Source organism: Halobacterium sp. GSL-19, assembly GCF_016917855.1.
Classification (GTDB): domain Archaea; phylum Halobacteriota; class Halobacteria; order Halobacteriales; family Halobacteriaceae; genus Halobacterium; species Halobacterium salinarum.
This window is the reverse complement of sequence record NZ_CP070377.1, coordinates 1771690-1786548: the sequence shown is the minus strand read 5'-3', so window position 1 is coordinate 1786548 and position 14859 is coordinate 1771690. Positions and strand designations below refer to the sequence as shown.

The 14859-nt window shown below is 67.2% G+C and carries 17 protein-coding genes; 9 read left to right on the top strand and 8 right to left on the bottom strand.

Going from position 1 to position 14859, the window contains the following annotated elements:
• The first annotated feature begins 24 nt into the window (after positions 1-24).
• On the top strand, positions 25-744 hold the full coding sequence (locus JT689_RS11205) for a S26 family signal peptidase (protein ID WP_205251247.1): 720 nt from the start codon (positions 25-27) through the stop codon (positions 742-744).
• Between the two features lie 4 nt (positions 745-748).
• On the opposite strand, the gene JT689_RS11200 is transcribed toward JT689_RS11205, so the two are convergent.
• On the bottom strand, positions 749-1021 hold the full coding sequence (locus JT689_RS11200) for a hypothetical protein (RefSeq protein ID WP_010903804.1): 273 nt from the start codon (positions 1019-1021) through the stop codon (positions 749-751).
• Positions 1018-1395, bottom strand: a complete 378-nt coding sequence (locus tag JT689_RS11195; protein WP_205251246.1) for a helix-turn-helix domain-containing protein — start codon at positions 1393-1395, stop codon at positions 1018-1020. Before JT689_RS11195 ends, JT689_RS11200 begins: the two co-directional genes overlap by 4 nt.
• A 158-nt stretch (positions 1396-1553) precedes the next feature.
• Between JT689_RS11195 and JT689_RS11190 the strand changes: the two genes are divergently transcribed.
• Together JT689_RS11190 and JT689_RS11185 are read left to right on the top strand one after the other, a co-directional pair.
• Positions 1554-2072, top strand: coding sequence for a DoxX family protein (locus JT689_RS11190; RefSeq protein WP_205251245.1), 519 nt, complete (start codon positions 1554-1556; stop codon positions 2070-2072).
• Positions 2073-2086: 14 nt separating this feature from the next.
• Complete coding sequence (locus JT689_RS11185) at positions 2087-2365, top strand: hypothetical protein (protein ID WP_010903801.1); 279 nt, start codon at positions 2087-2089, stop codon at positions 2363-2365.
• A 6-nt stretch (positions 2366-2371) separates the two neighbouring features.
• On the opposite strand, the gene orc7 is transcribed toward JT689_RS11185, so the two are convergent.
• On the bottom strand, positions 2372-3928 hold the full coding sequence (gene orc7 / locus JT689_RS11180) for a DNA replication protein Orc7 (protein ID WP_205251244.1): 1557 nt from the start codon (positions 3926-3928) through the stop codon (positions 2372-2374).
• A gap of 810 nt (positions 3929-4738) precedes the next feature.
• On the opposite strand from orc7, the gene JT689_RS11175 reads away from it, so the two are divergent.
• The 5 genes from JT689_RS11175 (at position 4739) to JT689_RS11155 (ending at position 9062) form a co-directional block, all read left to right on the top strand.
• Positions 4739-5383 (top strand): Era-like GTP-binding protein, encoded by a 645-nt coding sequence (locus JT689_RS11175; RefSeq protein ID WP_012289501.1) that lies wholly within the window; start codon positions 4739-4741, stop codon positions 5381-5383.
• 6 nt (positions 5384-5389) lie between these two features.
• Entirely contained in the window at positions 5390-5788 is a 399-nt protein-coding gene (locus JT689_RS11170) for a DUF2073 domain-containing protein (protein ID WP_012289500.1), read from the top strand.
• Complete coding sequence (locus JT689_RS11165) at positions 5788-6456, top strand: Zn-ribbon domain-containing protein (RefSeq protein WP_205251243.1); 669 nt, start codon at positions 5788-5790, stop codon at positions 6454-6456. The genes JT689_RS11170 and JT689_RS11165 overlap by 1 nt, the downstream gene beginning before the upstream one ends.
• A 147-nt stretch (positions 6457-6603) precedes the next feature.
• On the top strand, positions 6604-8145 hold the full coding sequence (locus JT689_RS11160; protein WP_205251242.1) for an MATE family efflux transporter: 1542 nt from the start codon (positions 6604-6606) through the stop codon (positions 8143-8145).
• Between the two features lie 131 nt (positions 8146-8276).
• Positions 8277-9062 (top strand): hypothetical protein, encoded by a 786-nt coding sequence (locus tag JT689_RS11155; protein ID WP_010903794.1) that lies wholly within the window; start codon positions 8277-8279, stop codon positions 9060-9062.
• Between the two features lie 7 nt (positions 9063-9069).
• Here the strand turns inward: JT689_RS11155 and JT689_RS11150 are convergent, their stop codons facing one another.
• Together JT689_RS11150 and JT689_RS11145 are read right to left on the bottom strand one after the other, a co-directional pair.
• Entirely contained in the window at positions 9070-9648 is a 579-nt protein-coding gene (locus JT689_RS11150; RefSeq protein WP_136361661.1) for a hypothetical protein, read from the bottom strand.
• Between the two features lie 79 nt (positions 9649-9727).
• Positions 9728-10159, bottom strand: a complete 432-nt coding sequence (locus JT689_RS11145; RefSeq protein ID WP_205251241.1) for a DUF2391 family protein — start codon at positions 10157-10159, stop codon at positions 9728-9730.
• 74 nt (positions 10160-10233) lie between these two features.
• Here JT689_RS11145 and JT689_RS11140 point away from each other — a divergent pair, with 74 nt between their 5' ends.
• Positions 10234-10911 (top strand): class I SAM-dependent methyltransferase, encoded by a 678-nt coding sequence (locus JT689_RS11140; RefSeq protein ID WP_012289497.1) that lies wholly within the window; start codon positions 10234-10236, stop codon positions 10909-10911.
• 3 nt (positions 10912-10914) lie between these two features.
• Here the strand turns inward: JT689_RS11140 and JT689_RS11135 are convergent, their stop codons facing one another.
• From JT689_RS11135 to JT689_RS11125, 3 genes are read right to left on the bottom strand one after another with little or no spacing between them, the layout of a single operon-like run.
• A complete protein-coding gene (locus tag JT689_RS11135) occupies positions 10915-11946 on the bottom strand; it encodes an ABC transporter ATP-binding protein (protein ID WP_136361658.1) in 1032 nt (343 codons plus the stop codon).
• Positions 11943-13763 (bottom strand): iron ABC transporter permease, encoded by a 1821-nt coding sequence (locus JT689_RS11130; protein ID WP_205251240.1) that lies wholly within the window; start codon positions 13761-13763, stop codon positions 11943-11945. Before JT689_RS11130 ends, JT689_RS11135 begins: the two co-directional genes overlap by 4 nt.
• Entirely contained in the window at positions 13760-14818 is a 1059-nt protein-coding gene (locus tag JT689_RS11125) for a thiamine ABC transporter substrate binding subunit (protein WP_205251239.1), read from the bottom strand. The genes JT689_RS11130 and JT689_RS11125 overlap by 4 nt, the downstream gene beginning before the upstream one ends.
• Between the last annotated feature and the right edge of the window lie 41 nt (positions 14819-14859).

Sequence of the window (14859 nt, the reverse complement as noted above, 5' to 3'; positions counted from 1 at the left end):
GCGGTACGACCGAACCGGTATGCAATGACCGGCGACGATGTCCCCGATCCGACCGACGGCCCCCGGGCCGCAGTCCGGTGGTTCTGGTCGACTGATCGGGCGGACGTGCTGTTCGTCCGGGAAGCCCTCTCGAGTCTGCTCGTGGTGTCGATGGTCGGGCTGTTGTTGTTCTCCGTGAGCGGTGTGTGGCCGCCACTGGTGGCGGTCGAATCCGGCAGCATGCAGCCGAACCTCCAGAAGGGGGATCTGGTGTTCGTCACGGAGGAACACCGCCTCAGCCCGGAGTACGCGTCCGGCGAGACGGGCGTTGTCCCGCACAGGACTGCGACCGCCCACGGCTACGAGAAGATCGGGGGGACCGGCGACGTGATCGTCTACGAACCGGACGGCAACAGCAGGGCAGTCCCGATCATTCACCGCGCACGGTTCTGGGTCGACAACGAGGAGAACTGGTACGACCGCGCGGACGAGTCGATCGTCGCCGCGGACAGCTGCAGCGAGCTGCGGAACTGTCCGGCACCCCACGCCGGCTTCATCACGAAAGGCGACAACAACAGATCGAACAACTACTACGACCAGTCGGCCGGGCTGTCGGAGCCGGTCAAGCCCGGCTGGGTGCGGGGAACCGCGGAGTACCGGGTGCCGTTCGCGGGCTGGGTGCGGCTGGTGATCTCCGGGGAGGCAACCGTGGAGCGCCCCGGCGGCGCGGCGCTCGGCGGCGAGCGCGCGCTGGGCCAGGCGTAGCCGGCTACTCGGCGTACAGCGAGTAGACGATCACCGCGAACCCGATCGCGGTGAGCGCGCTCTCGGTCAACACGGCGAAATTGCTTTGCAGGTTCAACAGCACGTCGATCCCCCCCGCCAGCAGCGAGCCGAGCGTCACGAACCCGAACCCGATCGTCAACGACCGGAGCGCCGGCGAGCTCGTGCGCCGCCACGCCTTCGCGGCGAAATACGTGACGGCACCGCCGAGCGCCAGCGTGAGTGTCTTCAGCGCGACCACGACTTCGTAGTGTATCATGTTTCTTTGCTCACCTCTGTCCACAGCGTTTCGAGCCGTTCGTCGGTCGACGTCGGCGGGCGGTGGATGCCGACACCGAGCGTGCGGTCGTCGTCGTCGAGGGTGATAACAACGTCCTCGAAGGCGACCACGTATTCGGTGGTGTGGTGGCCGTCGTCCTGCAGGACCGCGCGCTCCTCGAGCAGCGCCGCGTCAGTCAGCAGATCCAGCTTCCGGTAGGTCGTGGACATCGGGACGCCGCTTCGGTCGGAGATCTCCTTGGCGGTGCGCGGTTCGTCGAGCGCTTCGATGATGTCTCGACAGCCCGCGTCATCCAGCGCATCCAGGACATCCTGGAGATCCGGAGTGTCGTCCGAATCGAAGGGAGCGCGCATGGATATGCTGGCATTCGGGAACCCCAGCGTATAACTCGTTTCATATCCCGCTGTGACCGGCCGGTGCTTCCCATGCGCTGAGAACCGACGCCAGGAGCCAGGAACCACGTCTGTCATTTAAGTAATGTGACTGTGGATGATGACACGAGGTGAACGCGATGGGATACAACACACGAGCGGGGACGGAGTCCGGCGCTGGCTACGGAGCCGCCGGCACCTGGCCGGCGTACTGGATCGCGGTCGTGCGCGTGCTGACTGGCTGGTGGTTCTTCCACGCGGGCTTCACGAAGCTGCTCGAAGGCGGCTTGACGTTCGATCCGTCGGGCTACTTGCAGGGGATGGCGGGAACGGTGCTGGCACCCGTCGGTACGACGCTGGCGGGCTACCCCGGCATCATCGGCCCGATGGTCGTGATCTTCGAGACGCTGATCGGGCTGGCGCTCATCGTCGGGCTCCTGACGCGGTTCGCGTCGTTCGGCGGTGTGATGTTCATGACCATGTTCTGGATCGGGAACGCCGAATACGCACACGGGGTGGTCAACAGTGACTTCATGGGCTTGCTGTTGTTCACCACGATCATCGTGTTCGGCGCCGGCCGCTACTACGGCCTGGACAGCATCGTCGAGCGCACGGGCCTCGTTCAGGGGGCACCGCGGCTCAAATACCTCCTCGGATAACACGGTGACACGACATGACTGACACACTCGACAAGGCGGTGATGGGACTCAGCGGCGGACTGATGGTGCTCGGCGTGGTGGGCGGCGGCCTCGTGGAGTTCCTGGCGGGCCCGCCGTACGTACCGACGACGGAAAGTGGCGAGGTGCTGACGGCGGCCGCGGTCGCCCCGAACGTACGGGCAGCGCTGGTGTTGGCGGCGCTGCTCGTGTTGTTCGTGTACGCAGTGTACAAGCTCGCAACCCCGGTGCGGGGGCAGTCACAGCACAGCGAACGGGCGACCGCCGGCGACTAGCATCCACTAATTGTTCTCGAAGCGCGCCTGCACGAACGGCGTGATGTTTTCGATGTCGCTGAGCCGCGAATCCGCTTCGAGGACCGCCTCCGTCTCCTCGACCGGAACCGACAGCGAGATCTCTTTGGTGCGGCCGTACCGGCCCTTCGAGACGACGACGGCGTTGACGATGCCGAGCATGTCGAGTTCGCTGATGAGGTCGGTGACCCGGCGCTGCGTGAGCACGTCGGCGTCGAGCTCGTCGCACAGCGTCTTGTAGATGTTGTACACCTCACCCGTGTTGACGTTGTGCACGCCGTTGTCCTCCAACAGGAGAATGGCGTAGAGCACGAGCTTGCTCTGTGTCGGCAGCGTTCGGACGACCTCCACGACGCGGTCGAGCTCGATCTTGTCTTGGGCGCGGCGCACGTGGTCCTCGGTGACGTTTTCGGCCTGGTCGCGCTCCGCGAGCTCGCCGGCGGTCCGCAGCAGGTCAAGGGCGCGACGGGCGTCGCCGTGCTCCTGAGCGGCGAACGCCGCACACAACGGGAGGACGTCGTCCGAGAGCGCGTCGGCTTTGAACGCGACGTCCGACCGGTGCTGGAGGATGTCCCGCAGCTGGTTGGCGTCGTACGGCGGGAACACGATCTCCTCCTCGCCGAGGCTGGACTTGACACGGGGGTCGAGGAAGTCGGTGAACTTCAGGTCGTTGCTGATGCCGATGATCGACACCCGGGAGTTGTCCAACTCGGAGTTCATGCGGGAGAGGTTGTACAGCGTATCGTCGCCGGATTTCTCGACGAGCTTGTCGATCTCGTCCAGCATGATGACCGCGACGCGCTCGACGTAGTCGACGGCGTCGAAGAACGTCGCGTACACGCGGTCAGTGGGCCACCCTGTCATGGGGACCTGTTCCATCTCGGCCTTGTCGGCTTCCAGGGAGTCGATGCGGTCGTCGATCTCCGCGACGGAGTCGAAGCGCTCCCGAAGATCCGAAAAGCTGTCCGAAACATCGGAGCCCTCACTCGATTCGTCGCCTGTACGATCGTCTCCCGGCGACCCCCCTATTTCGAGTGCGTTGGGGTCGTCGTCGGCCTGTGCCCGGAGGTCCGAGAGGTCGGCGATGCGGGCGTCGACGAACGCCCGGTTTTGATCGATGAACGTGTTGGCGAGCTGTGCGAGCACCCGGTACTGGGTGTCCGTGACTTCACAGTTGATGTATTCGACCTCACAGGGAACGTCGTACTTCTTGGAGGTCTTCTCCAACTCCTGGCTCACGAACTTCGCGCTGGCCGTCTTTCCGGTGCCCGTCTTCCCGTAGATGAGGATGTTCGACGGCGTCTCACCGCGGAGCGCCGCGACCAGGATGGTCGCCATGTTGTTGATCTGGTCGTTTCGGTGTGGGAGTTCGTGGGGCGTGTACGACGGCCGCAGGACCTCTTTGTTCTCGAAGATGGGCTCGCCGCTGAGCAGGTCATCGAAGAGTCCCTCGTCGTCGTCCTCGTCGTCGAGGACGTCGTCGAGGTCGACTTCGAAGTCGCGGTCCGCGGTTCGCCGTTCGTCCGTCGACCGATCGTCTGTCATGTATTCACGCACACCCCCTTGTTTCGGGTGGAATACGCAGTCGGGAAGAGAGAACGGCCAGCAAGGCCATCAGCGGGCGGTATAGCGTCCCCGCTCCGACAGCGTTCCAGTTGATGCAGATGAAACAGTGGGTCCGAGTCGGACTAATAAGTTACGATAGCGGGGACGCTTCCGGGCAGGCACGATCACAGCAACCCGATACCAGGACCCCCGCCATCCGATGTCCCGCCGGTTAGAGGGGGAAGAGATGCGGTCCGGAACCAGCCGGGGCGACCCGCGGAGGAAGACGATGAATCGCCGTTCCACCTGAAACAGAGGTTGGGGCCAAACGTGGCTGCCAACCCCCCACCCCTTCGTTTCGAGTGGAACGAGAGTCTTCTGTGGGGTGGGGGGTCCCCACCCCCCTTCTAGAGTAGCGATACTACTAAGTCCCTACAATCAGAACAATAACCGCAAACTAGCAAAAACTAGAAGCAGAATACGGTAGTTGTCTAGTTCTAGTTGCGTTTGGGTGCTGATCTTGGCTGGCGGGTGGGTCGGGGCCGTCCCTGTTCTGGAGTTCCACCCGAAACGAAGGGGTGGGGGGTTGTGGATGTTCGTGTGTGTTGATATCGTCTGACGTGGGTGTGGCTACATCGTGGCTGACGGGGTGCACTCTCGTTTTGATGTCAGTCCCAGAGCCGGGGTTCGATCTGACCACGGTCAGACCCTCGTCTGACGGATTTTACGCCCTCTCACTGGGGTTTTATACGCATCCAGACACGTCCTGCGTCAAACATACAAGGCATGGGGTGCGAATGGAGAGCAAGGATGGGACTGTTCGCAGACTTACGCGACAGCGTCTCTCGGGTCACGGCGAGTCTGTTCGCCGACGACTCGGAGCCGAAACGAATCGGGATTTATGGACCGCCCAACGCCGGGAAAACAACGCTTGCAAACCGCATCGCCCGCGACTGGACGGGTGACGCCGTCGGTCCGGAGAGCCACATTCCCCACGAGACGCGGCGCGCCCGCCGCAAGGAAAACGTCGAAATCGAGCGCAACGGCAAGACGGTCACCATTGACATCGTCGACACGCCCGGCGTGACGACGAAAGTCGACTACTCGCAGTTCCTCGACCACGACATGGAGAAAGACGAGGCCGTCCGGCGCTCTCGGGAGGCCACCGAAGGCGTCGCCGAGGCGATGCACTGGCTGCGGGAGGACGTCGACGGCGTCATCTACGTGCTCGACGCCACCAACGACCCGTTCACGCAGGTGAACACGATGCTCATCGGCATCATCGAGAGCCGAGATCTGCCCGTGCTCATCCTCGCGAACAAAACCGACCTGGACGACGCCAACATCCAACGCGTGTCCAACGCCTTCCCCCAACACGAGACGATCCCGCTGTCGGCGTTGGAGGGCGAGAACATGGACGAGGTCTACGACAAGATCGCGGCGTACTTCGGGTGACCGCACATGCCAGAAACAACCAGCAGCAGCGGCGACGGACCACAGGACGGCGTTCAGGTCGACCTCATCAGCACCGAGCGGATGAACGGCAAGACCTCCATGGAGAAGATCCGACTCATCCTCGACAGCGTCCGGGAGGGTGACATCGTCGTCCTGGAGTCCGGACTGACCCCCGACGAGGAGTCGAAGCTCATCGAAGTCACGATGAGCGAGATCAACCCCGACGGGTTCTCCGGCATCGAGATCGAGAGCTTCCCCCAGTCCGAAACCTCGAACACCACCCTCCTCGGGCGGCTCATGGGTGCCCAGGAGACGTCGAAACTGACCGTCATCGGGCCGGCGAACCAGATCCAATCCCTCCACAAGGATGAGACGCTGATCAGCGCGCTCATCTCCCGCCAGTAATGCCCCACCAATGCACGAACTGCGGGCACGTCTTCGCGGACGGCTCCAAGGAGATGCTGTCGGGGTGTCCGGACTGCGGCGGCAACAAGTTCCAGTACCATCCCAGCGAGATCCCTGCGGACAGTCCCAGCGATGACCCCACGCCATCCGACGGCTCGGACGCCGACTCCAGCACGGTCTCGGGCGCTGTCGGCCGCGCCGCCGACCGCGTCCGTGACGCCGTCGCCGAGGCAGACACACCCGCCGACGATCCGACACCCGACGACGAGGACGACACGCAGTCCGACCCGGCAGCCGACAGTCCGGGCGCGACCGCACCCGACGCCGACCCCGGTGTTCGCGCCGCAACACCCGACGACGAGGACGGCGCGCAAGCAACCGCCCGCAGCGAGGTCGTCGACGTGTCCACGCTTCCCGACCAACCCACGGACGGCCGCGTCGTCGAGGAGCCCGACACCGACGAGGCGGAGCCCGACCTGGAAGACCTCCGCGAGGAACTCAACGACCAGTTCGAGTCCATCCGCATCGTCGCCCCCGGCCAGTACGAGCTCAACCTCATGGAGCTGTACGACCGCCAGGAGTACATCATCGCGCTCCAGGAGGACGGCCAGTACGTCATCGAGGTTCCGGACGCCTGGGAAGCAGCCGATCCGACCGACGTCGAATAGCCCGCAGTCCCACCCGCGTCCTGCCCGACAGACCACACCGTGAAACGGTAGTATGAGACTGTTTCACGGTCGCACGCCGTAGTTTTCACGCCGCAGTGCTGCCGAGTGCAGAAGTTGTTTTGCCCTGTAGCCCGCCAGCCTACACACATGTCTCTTCGCAACCGCGCGCAGGCACTGCTGGCGCTGTTCCCAGCGTTCCTGGCGCGTCTCGGTCTCGTCGACCGTCGCAGGGGCGAGGAGGCCTTCGATCTGGCTGTCCCCGCGATGGTAACCGGCGGCCTCCGGACGCTGCTGCGGACCGCCGACTTCTTCATGGTGAGTATTGCCACTGGGTCGACCGCGGTCGCCGCCCTCGAAATCGGCTTCCAGTACTACTTCATTCCGTTCGGGCTCGCGCTCGCGCTCACGTCCGGCACGATCAGTGTCGTCTCCCGGTTCAAGGGTGCTGACGACCACGCCGGCGCCAACTTCGCGATCAAGCAGTCGCTGTGGCTGGCGTTGCTGGTGTCGTTGCCCATCACCGCCGGCACCTGGGTGTACGCCGACTCGATGATCGGGTTGCTCAACAGCAACCCCGAGATCATCGAGTTGGGTGCGGCGTACCTCCGCGTGGTGATGCTGACCGTCGTGTTCCGGTTCTGGGGGATGACGGCGTCGCGGGCGCTCGCCGGCGCCGGCGACACCCGGACGCCGATGTACGTCCGGCTCATCACCCTCCCCACGAACATCGCGTTGAACGCGGTGCTCATCTTCGGGATCTGGGTGTTCCCCGAGCTGGGCGTCGTCGGCGCCGCCTGGGGGACCGCGATCGCCAACGCCGTCGCCGGCATCGTGTTCTTCGCCGTCCTGCTCTCCGGGCGCTGGGATGTCACCCTCTCGTTCAGCGGCAAGCAGTGGGACTGGGGCGTCGCCAGCGAGATCGTTCGCGTCTCCCTCCCGCTGGCGGGCACCCGGCTCTCCCGGACGTTCGGCCGGTTCCCGTTCCTGTTCGTCCTCGGGCTGTTCAGCCACCAGGTGGTCGCCGCCTACGCCATCGGCCGCCGCGTGATGCTGTTGGCGTTGATGCCCGCGTGGGGGTATTCGACGGCGTCATCGACGCTCGTCGGTCAGCAACTCGGCGCCGGCGACCCCGATGAGGCGGCCGCCTACGGCTGGCAGACGCTGCGCGTCGCGCTGGCCACCCAACTCATCATCGGCGCGCTGCTGTTCGTGGCTGCGGGCCCCATCGCGTCCGCGTTCACCCCCGAGCGGTTCTCCCTGACCGTGACGTTCATCCGCATCTTCGGGCTCAGCGTCGCCGGGTTCTCCGTGGCGCGCACGCTCCGCGGCGCGCTCCGCGGGGCCGGCGACACCCGTTGGCCGCTGTACGGCGGACTGGTCGGGACGTACATCGTCCGCCTCCCGCTGGCGTTCCTGGCGCTCGACCCCGGACAGATCGTCTCCGCCGGCCCGTGGGTGATCGACGCCACCGTGCACTCGCTCTCCGTCGGCCCCGTCACCACGCCGACGATCGCGTTGGGCGTGCTCACCATCCCCGGTTTCACCGTGGCCCCCGGGCTCGGCTGGGGGTTCGCCGCGATCTTCCTGGCGATCGTCGGCGACATGTACACGCGCGCCGCGGTCAACTTCGTGCGCTTCCGGTCGGGCGCCTGGCGGGCGTACGGCACCCCCACCGCGGCCGCCGACTGACACCCACGAACGCCACGGATTTAAGGAATGGACGCCGAACGTCACTCCATGAGCACGCCAACGAAAGTCGTCGTGTCGACCGTCGCTATCGCCGCCGTTCTCTCCCTGCTCGTGCTGGTGAACGTGGCGTAATGTTCACCGAGCGCGCCCTCGACGGCGAGCTCGCGGCCGTCCGGGACGCCTACGCCCCGGACGCCGTCGTCCTCGACTGTGACGCGGACTTCGAGACGCTGTCCCCCGAGCACCGCGACGACGTGCTCCCGGTGATTGACGATCTCACGCCACACGAGTACGACACCGACTGGCTGCCCGCCGACAGCCCGGCGTTGCTGACACAGCTGGCCACCCGGGAGTTCGTCGTTGGAATGCCCGGCGACGGTGCCGTCGCGTGGACGACCCAGACAGAGCCGCCGGTGGTGTTCGTGAAAGCCCGCATCGAAGGCACCCCCAGCGAGTTCGCCGACTTCCTCGTCGCGGAGGCGCTGGTCGCGGCCGGTCTCGGACTGCCCGAGCGGTTCCTCGGGCTCTTCGGCTCGGCGTATCCGGCGTTCGCCGCGGCCGTCGACGGCGACCCGGTGGCGGTCTACCAGACCGCCGCCGCCGCCGCAACCGCGTTCCGCGGGCTGCACACGCGCCCCGAGTTCGAGACCTGGGACGCCGACTTCCCCCGCCTGTACGACGCCTGGGTGGACGCCGGCGAGCGCATTCGGCCGCGGCTCGACGGGCTGTCCGGCGAGCTCGCCCACGGCACCACGTCGTTCGCCGACGCCGCCGAACTGGCGTGCAGCGCCGTCAAACACGATGTCGACGTGCCCACCCCGTTCGCGGCGCTCGACTCGCCGGCGTTCCGACGCCACGGCAGCGAGTACGCCGTCACGTGGGCCGAAAAGCTGTTCGCGGCCGACACCGACGCGTAGGCGGCTGTCAGCGGTCCGTTCTCACGGTGCCGTCGGCGTCGAGTTCGACGACGAGATCGCTGGCGTCGCGGAACCGGCTCAGCGCGTCCTCGTCGTGGACCTCCGCGGACACGTGCACCAGGGCGGTGGCGTCGTGGCGCTCCACGATCCCACGCAGCCGCTGCAACGCATCGAGAGCCTGGTGTTCGTCGGCGTAGTACGCGAGCTCGGTCAGCGAGTCGAAGCTCACCCGACGCTTGCCGTCGGTGTCGGTGAGGAACTCGTCGATGGACGCCAGGATCCCGTCGACGTCCCCGGGCCGGGAGACGTACCGGATGTGGGAGGCGGCTCGCCGCGAGTAGCCGTGTTCGACGGACAGCGTGTCCAGGATCTCCGCGCGGTCCTCGTCGACGTCGTAGTATTCGAGTTTCTGTGTGACCTCGCGGGCAGTGGTGCGCGTCGACACCACGAGGAAGTGATCGGTGTCGGCTTTCAGGAAGTCGGTGTCCATGCGGTCGGTCGCACCGGTGGACGGATGAATGAGCAATGCGACCGTGCCGCCCGGCACTGCGTCCGGGGTGCCCTCGATGGCGAGCTCGTAGTCCATACCGTGGCGAAGCGCACCCGTCATCTTAATCATACGGGTGCACACCGCATGGCCGGCGACCCGCCCCACCGCTGGCGGCTCACAGCAGGCTGTCGGCGGTGGCCGCGCCCACGACGCTGAACAGCGCGCTGACCGACGCCGCCTTGGCAGCCAACACGCCGACCACGGCCACGCTGGACCCGACGCCGAGTTCCGCGGCGAACGTCGTGGGTGCGGTGAGCACCACCGACAGCGCGAGCACGGACCCGAACGACACCACCATCAGGGAGACGAACCGCACGGGAACGCCGCCCACGTCGGCCTCCCGGTCGGGGTCGCGGCCGTCGTCGGCGGTGTACAGCGCGCTGTACCCGATGGCCGCCACGACCCCCACGACGATGGTGCTGTGATACCACTGCATCCGGCTGGCAAGCAGCCACACTTCTTCGGTGACGACAAACGGCCCCGCCAGCAGGACCCCGCCGACGACCTGCTGGACGGTGTCCGCGTACGCGTACCGGTTTCCACTCATCTCGTGGTGCGTTCGCGGCCACCGGCCAAATGCCGTCCGGTGGCGTTTTGCCGGTCGGCGTACATGCCACTCGTATGAGTGTTCGCGAGGAGTTCGACGAGTGGGCCGCCTCGGGCCGCGACAAGGGCATGGAGGACCGCCACTGGCACACCGCCAAAGACGTGCTCGCGCGGATGCCCGTCGAGGACGACGACACCGTCCTCGATCTCGGGACCGGCAGCGGGTACGCGGTGCGCGCGCTCCGCGAGCGCGGCGTCGCCCGCGGGTACGGCCTCGACGGTGCCCCCGAGATGGCGGCCAACGCCCGCACGTACACCGACGACGACGACCTCGCGTACGTCGTCGGTGACTTCGGGAGCCTGCCGTTCGCCGACGACGCCATCGACCACGTGTTCAGCTTCGAAGCGTTCTACTACGCCAGCGACCCCCGCGAAACCCTCGCGGAGATCCGGCGCGTCCTGAAGTCCGGCGGGACGTTCTACTGCGGCGTGAACTACTACGAGGAGAACGTCCACAGCCACGACTGGCAGGACTCCATCAGCGTCGAGATGACCCGCTGGGATCGCGCCACGTACCGCGAGGCGTTCCGGGGGGCGGGCCTGCACGTCGCCGCGCAGGACCTGATCGCCGACACGGAGATCGACATCCCCGCCGCCAGCGAGTTCCCCCACGAGGGCTTCGACAGCCGCGCGGACATGGTCGAGCGCTACCGCACGTTCGGCACGCTGTTGACGGTTGGCGTGGCTCCCTGACAGCTACTCCGGAAGCACGTCGATGCCCCCGGACGCAACGCTCACGGTCGCCGGGCCGCGGTCCGGCGGGTCGGGCGTGGTGACGAGCAGTTCGGTGCCGGCCCAGTCACAGTACACCGTGTAGGTGTCACCCCGGAACGCCGTGCGCTCGACGGTGACATCGAACCCGACTCCACCCGAACCGAAGGACAACGCCTCCGGCCGCAGACCGACGGCGACGTCCCCCGTCACGCACTCCGACAGCTCGAACGTCACGCCATTGACTGACACACTCGACCCCCCTGTTTCGAGTGGAACCGCCGTCCCCGACACGACGTTGTTCTCGCCGACGAACTCCGCGACGAACCGCGAGGACGGCTCTCGGTAGACCGCCTCCGGCGTGCCGACCTGGACCACCGCACCGTCACGCATCACCGCCACGCGGTCGGAGATCGACAACGCCTCGGCCTGATCGTGCGTGACGTAGACGGTCGTGATATCGAGTTCGCGCTGGATCTCCTTGATCGTGCCACGCAGCCGGTCGCGCAGCCGCGCATCCAGCGCGCTCATCGGCTCGTCCAACAGCAACACGCTCGGCCCTGGCGCGAGCGCGCGCGCTAGCGCCACGCGCTGCTGTTGCCCGCCGGACAGCGCCGCCGGCTCCCGGTCGCCGGTGCCCGCCAGATCGACCAGCGACAGCAACTCGCTGACGCGCTCCTCGGTCGACGCCCCGCCCGGTGGCTCCCGGAACCGCAGGCCGTAGGCGACGTTCTCGCGCACGGTCATGTGTGGGAACAGCGCGTAACTCTGGAACACGATCCCCACGTCGCGGTCCTCGGGCGGCACCCCACCCACCGACCGATCCCCGAACACGATCTCCCCGCGGTCCGGCGTCTCGAACCCCGCGATCAGGCGCAGCGTCGTGGTCTTCCCGCAGCCCGACGGCCCCACCAACGTGAAGAACTCGCCGTCGGCGATGGAGACTGAGACGTCGTCGACCGCCGTCGTCGTCGACCCGAACGCACGCACCAACCCCTGTAGCTCCACGCTCGTCATGGCTGATATCGACCCCCGACGCGGTCGATCACCACGAAACTGGCGGCCGTCACCACCAACAACACCGTCCCCATCGCCGCCGCCGGGCCGGTGCTTGGCCCCGCGGTCCGATCGATCAGGAACCGCTTGAGCGCCACCGGCATCGTGTACACGGACTCGTTGGCCAGGATCACCGTCGAATCGAACTCCCCGATGCTGATCGCGAACGCGAACGCCGCGCCCGCCACCACGCCCGGCCACACGAGCGGCAACTCCACGTCCCACAGCGCGCGCCCCCGGCTCGCACCCAGCGCCCGCGCGGACTCCACCACCCGGCTGTCGACCGCCGCCAGCATCGGCGCGACGTTCCGCACCACGAACGGATAGCCCGCGATCGCGTGCGCGCACACCACCACCAGCGGCCCAACCAGTTGCACCCGCGTGCCGGCGATGTCGACCCCGAACGCGAGCGACTGCAACAGTCCGAAGCCGACGACCACCCCGGACACCGCGACGGGCGCCATCAGCGCCGCGTCCACGAGCCGCCGCCCGCGGCCGCCCCGCGCCGAGAACGCCCCCACGACCACCCCCATCGGCAGCGCAACCGCCAGCGCCCCCACGCCGAAGACGATCGAATACCAGACGGCGGTCGCCGGCTGCGTGCGGCCGCTGGCCTGTCGCGTGCCCAGGAACCGCCACCACCGCAGCGTCGGGTCCGTCACCCCGCCCACGCTCGCCACCACCATCGACACCACGGGCGCGACGAACACCACCGCCACCACCACCGCGTAGCCCACTCCCGCCAGCCGAAGCGCCCACTCGCGGCCCCCCGACGCCCCCAACAGGCGCTTGCGGGGGCGGGACCTGCCGCCGGCACTCGCGGCCGACTGCCGGCCCTCGTACCGCAGATACACGTACATCAACGCCAGCGAGAGCCCGGTTTCGAGCGTCGCGAGCGCCGCCGCCGTGCCGTAGTCGAACTGCTGGATGCGGGCGTACAGCCACACCTCCACGGTCGCCAGCTTCAGCCCGCCCAACGCCAGCACGATGGGGAACGACATGAACGTGAACACGAACGTCAACAGCGCGCTGGCGGCGATCGCCGGCACCAACTGCGGGACCACCACGTCACGGAACGCCCGCAGCGGACTGGCCCCCAGCGACCGCGCGGTCTCCACGGCGCTGGCGTCGACGGTCTCCCACGCCGAGGCCACCATGCGCGTGACCAGCGGCGCGTTGTAGAACGCGTGTGCGACCACCACGATCTGCAGCGTGTACAGGAACTGGACGCGTCCGACACCCAGCGCTGCCAGCGCGTCGTTGACCGTGCCGTGCTGTCCGAACGTCGCCACGAACCCGACCACCACCATGATCGACGGCAACACGAACGGCAGGATCGTCAGCGACCGCAGCGTCCGCCGCCCAGGGAACTCGAAGCGCGCAAGCACGTACGCACCCGGCAGCCCCAGTGCCACGCTCGCCACCGTCGACAGCACCGCCTGGTACGCCGTGAACCCCACCAGCCCGAGGCTGACACCGGGATGCACGACCGTGATCGCGGGCAGCCACCCACTCCACCCGACGCGCACGTCCACCGCGCGCGCCCACGCAGCCACGTCCCCCGGCACCGACAGCGGGTGTGCGAACACGCCGTGGGCAGCGCCCATGTAGAACTCCGACGTGAGCACCGCCACCACGGGGTTGTCGGGGCCGAGCGCCGCCGCGAACACGGTGCCGACCGGATAGTAAAACACCACCGCGAGCACGGCAAGCGTCGCCACACCCGCAGCCGGCACCGCGTACCGGTCGACGACGCTCACGCCGGACTGCCGCCTCATTCGACGTTCGTGGCGATCCGCTGGCCCCACGTCTCCGTCCACTCCGCGACGCTCCCAGCCAGCTCGTCGTACGTCAACCGCACCGGCTCCGGCGGCTCGTAGCCGTACTCCGCGACGTCCGCCGGCAGGCTGGCGGTTTCGGTCGCCGGGAACTGGGCGTTCCGCTCCGCGATCCCCTGCTGGCGCTCCGGCGACAGCATGAACTCCACGAACTCCGCCGCGACCTCCGGGGTGTCGGTGTCAGCGAACCGCGCGACCGCCTCGGGGTTGATATACCCCTGATCGTTCAGGAAGCCCACCCGGTGGTGTGGGAGGTCGTCGGGGTCGTTGTAGATCACTCGATCCGTCGAGTACGACACCACCATCGGGCGCTCACCCTCCGTGAACGCGGTGTACGACTCCGACCAGCCGTTGAGCACGCGCACGTCGTTGTCCACCAGGCGCGTCCAGTAGTCCAGGTAGCCGTCCGGGCCGAACTCGTGGATCGTCCACAGCAGGAACGCCCGCCCCGGGTCGCTGTTCTGGGCGGTCTGCGTGAGCAGCGTCCCCGCGTACGGCTCGGTCGTCAACGCTTCGAACGTCTCGGGGCCGTCCACGACCGTCCCGTCGTACACCAACGAAATGTAGCCGGTGTCGTAGGTGAGCGCGCGGCCCGCCGGGTCGATGTGAAGCGCCTCTTTGATCTCGCTGCTGCGGGACACGTCGGCCGCCAGCCCGTCGAACAACCGCGTGTCGTCCCCGAGCTCGTTGTCGATGCGCACCAGCTCCCCCGTGTTCAGGCCGACGAACAGATCGGCGTCGATCCCCACGCCGTTGCGCTTCTTGTTCACGAACTCGTTGACGCCGGCGGTCGGCGTGGTGAACTCCACGGTCGTCTCGTGGTCGGCCTCCCACTGCGCTTTCAGCCAGCGGCCCGCCGACCCCTCGCCGACGAACGAGTCGTAGGTTCCGACCCGCAGCGTCTCCGCGCTGTTGCCGCCCATCTGTAGGCAGCCTGCGGCAGCCACTCCGGTGGCCCCACCACCCACCGCCCGCAGGTAGTCACGGCGTCTCATTACCGGGTTGTTCAATAGGGTTGTGGTTAAGCCCGTCGCTC

What these genes read in the sequence shown, in the direction of transcription:
- JT689_RS11190 (WP_205251245.1), top strand. Translation starts at nt 1,554, where the DNA reads ATGGGATACAACACACGAGCGGGGACGGAGTCCGGCGCTGGCTACGGA.
- JT689_RS11155 (WP_010903794.1), top strand. Translation starts at nt 8,277, where the DNA reads ATGTTCACCGAGCGCGCCCTCGACGGCGAGCTCGCGGCCGTCCGGGAC.
- JT689_RS11125 (WP_205251239.1), bottom strand. Translation starts at nt 14,818, where the DNA reads ATGAGACGCCGTGACTACCTGCGGGCGGTGGGTGGTGGGGCCACCGGA.
- JT689_RS11165 (WP_205251243.1), top strand. Translation starts at nt 5,788, where the DNA reads ATGCCCCACCAATGCACGAACTGCGGGCACGTCTTCGCGGACGGCTCC.
- JT689_RS11140 (WP_012289497.1), top strand. Translation starts at nt 10,234, where the DNA reads ATGAGTGTTCGCGAGGAGTTCGACGAGTGGGCCGCCTCGGGCCGCGAC.
- JT689_RS11200 (WP_010903804.1), bottom strand. Translation starts at nt 1,021, where the DNA reads ATGATACACTACGAAGTCGTGGTCGCGCTGAAGACACTCACGCTGGCG.
- JT689_RS11170 (WP_012289500.1), top strand. Translation starts at nt 5,390, where the DNA reads ATGCCAGAAACAACCAGCAGCAGCGGCGACGGACCACAGGACGGCGTT.
- JT689_RS11185 (WP_010903801.1), top strand. Translation starts at nt 2,087, where the DNA reads ATGACTGACACACTCGACAAGGCGGTGATGGGACTCAGCGGCGGACTG.
- JT689_RS11150 (WP_136361661.1), bottom strand. Translation starts at nt 9,648, where the DNA reads ATGGACTACGAGCTCGCCATCGAGGGCACCCCGGACGCAGTGCCGGGC.
- JT689_RS11175 (WP_012289501.1), top strand. Translation starts at nt 4,739, where the DNA reads ATGGGACTGTTCGCAGACTTACGCGACAGCGTCTCTCGGGTCACGGCG.
- orc7 (WP_205251244.1), bottom strand. Translation starts at nt 3,928, where the DNA reads ATGACAGACGATCGGTCGACGGACGAACGGCGAACCGCGGACCGCGAC.
- JT689_RS11205 (WP_205251247.1), top strand. Translation starts at nt 25, where the DNA reads ATGACCGGCGACGATGTCCCCGATCCGACCGACGGCCCCCGGGCCGCA.
- JT689_RS11145 (WP_205251241.1), bottom strand. Translation starts at nt 10,159, where the DNA reads ATGAGTGGAAACCGGTACGCGTACGCGGACACCGTCCAGCAGGTCGTC.
- JT689_RS11135 (WP_136361658.1), bottom strand. Translation starts at nt 11,946, where the DNA reads ATGACGAGCGTGGAGCTACAGGGGTTGGTGCGTGCGTTCGGGTCGACG.
- JT689_RS11160 (WP_205251242.1), top strand. Translation starts at nt 6,604, where the DNA reads ATGTCTCTTCGCAACCGCGCGCAGGCACTGCTGGCGCTGTTCCCAGCG.
- JT689_RS11195 (WP_205251246.1), bottom strand. Translation starts at nt 1,395, where the DNA reads ATGCGCGCTCCCTTCGATTCGGACGACACTCCGGATCTCCAGGATGTC.
- JT689_RS11130 (WP_205251240.1), bottom strand. Translation starts at nt 13,763, where the DNA reads ATGAGGCGGCAGTCCGGCGTGAGCGTCGTCGACCGGTACGCGGTGCCG.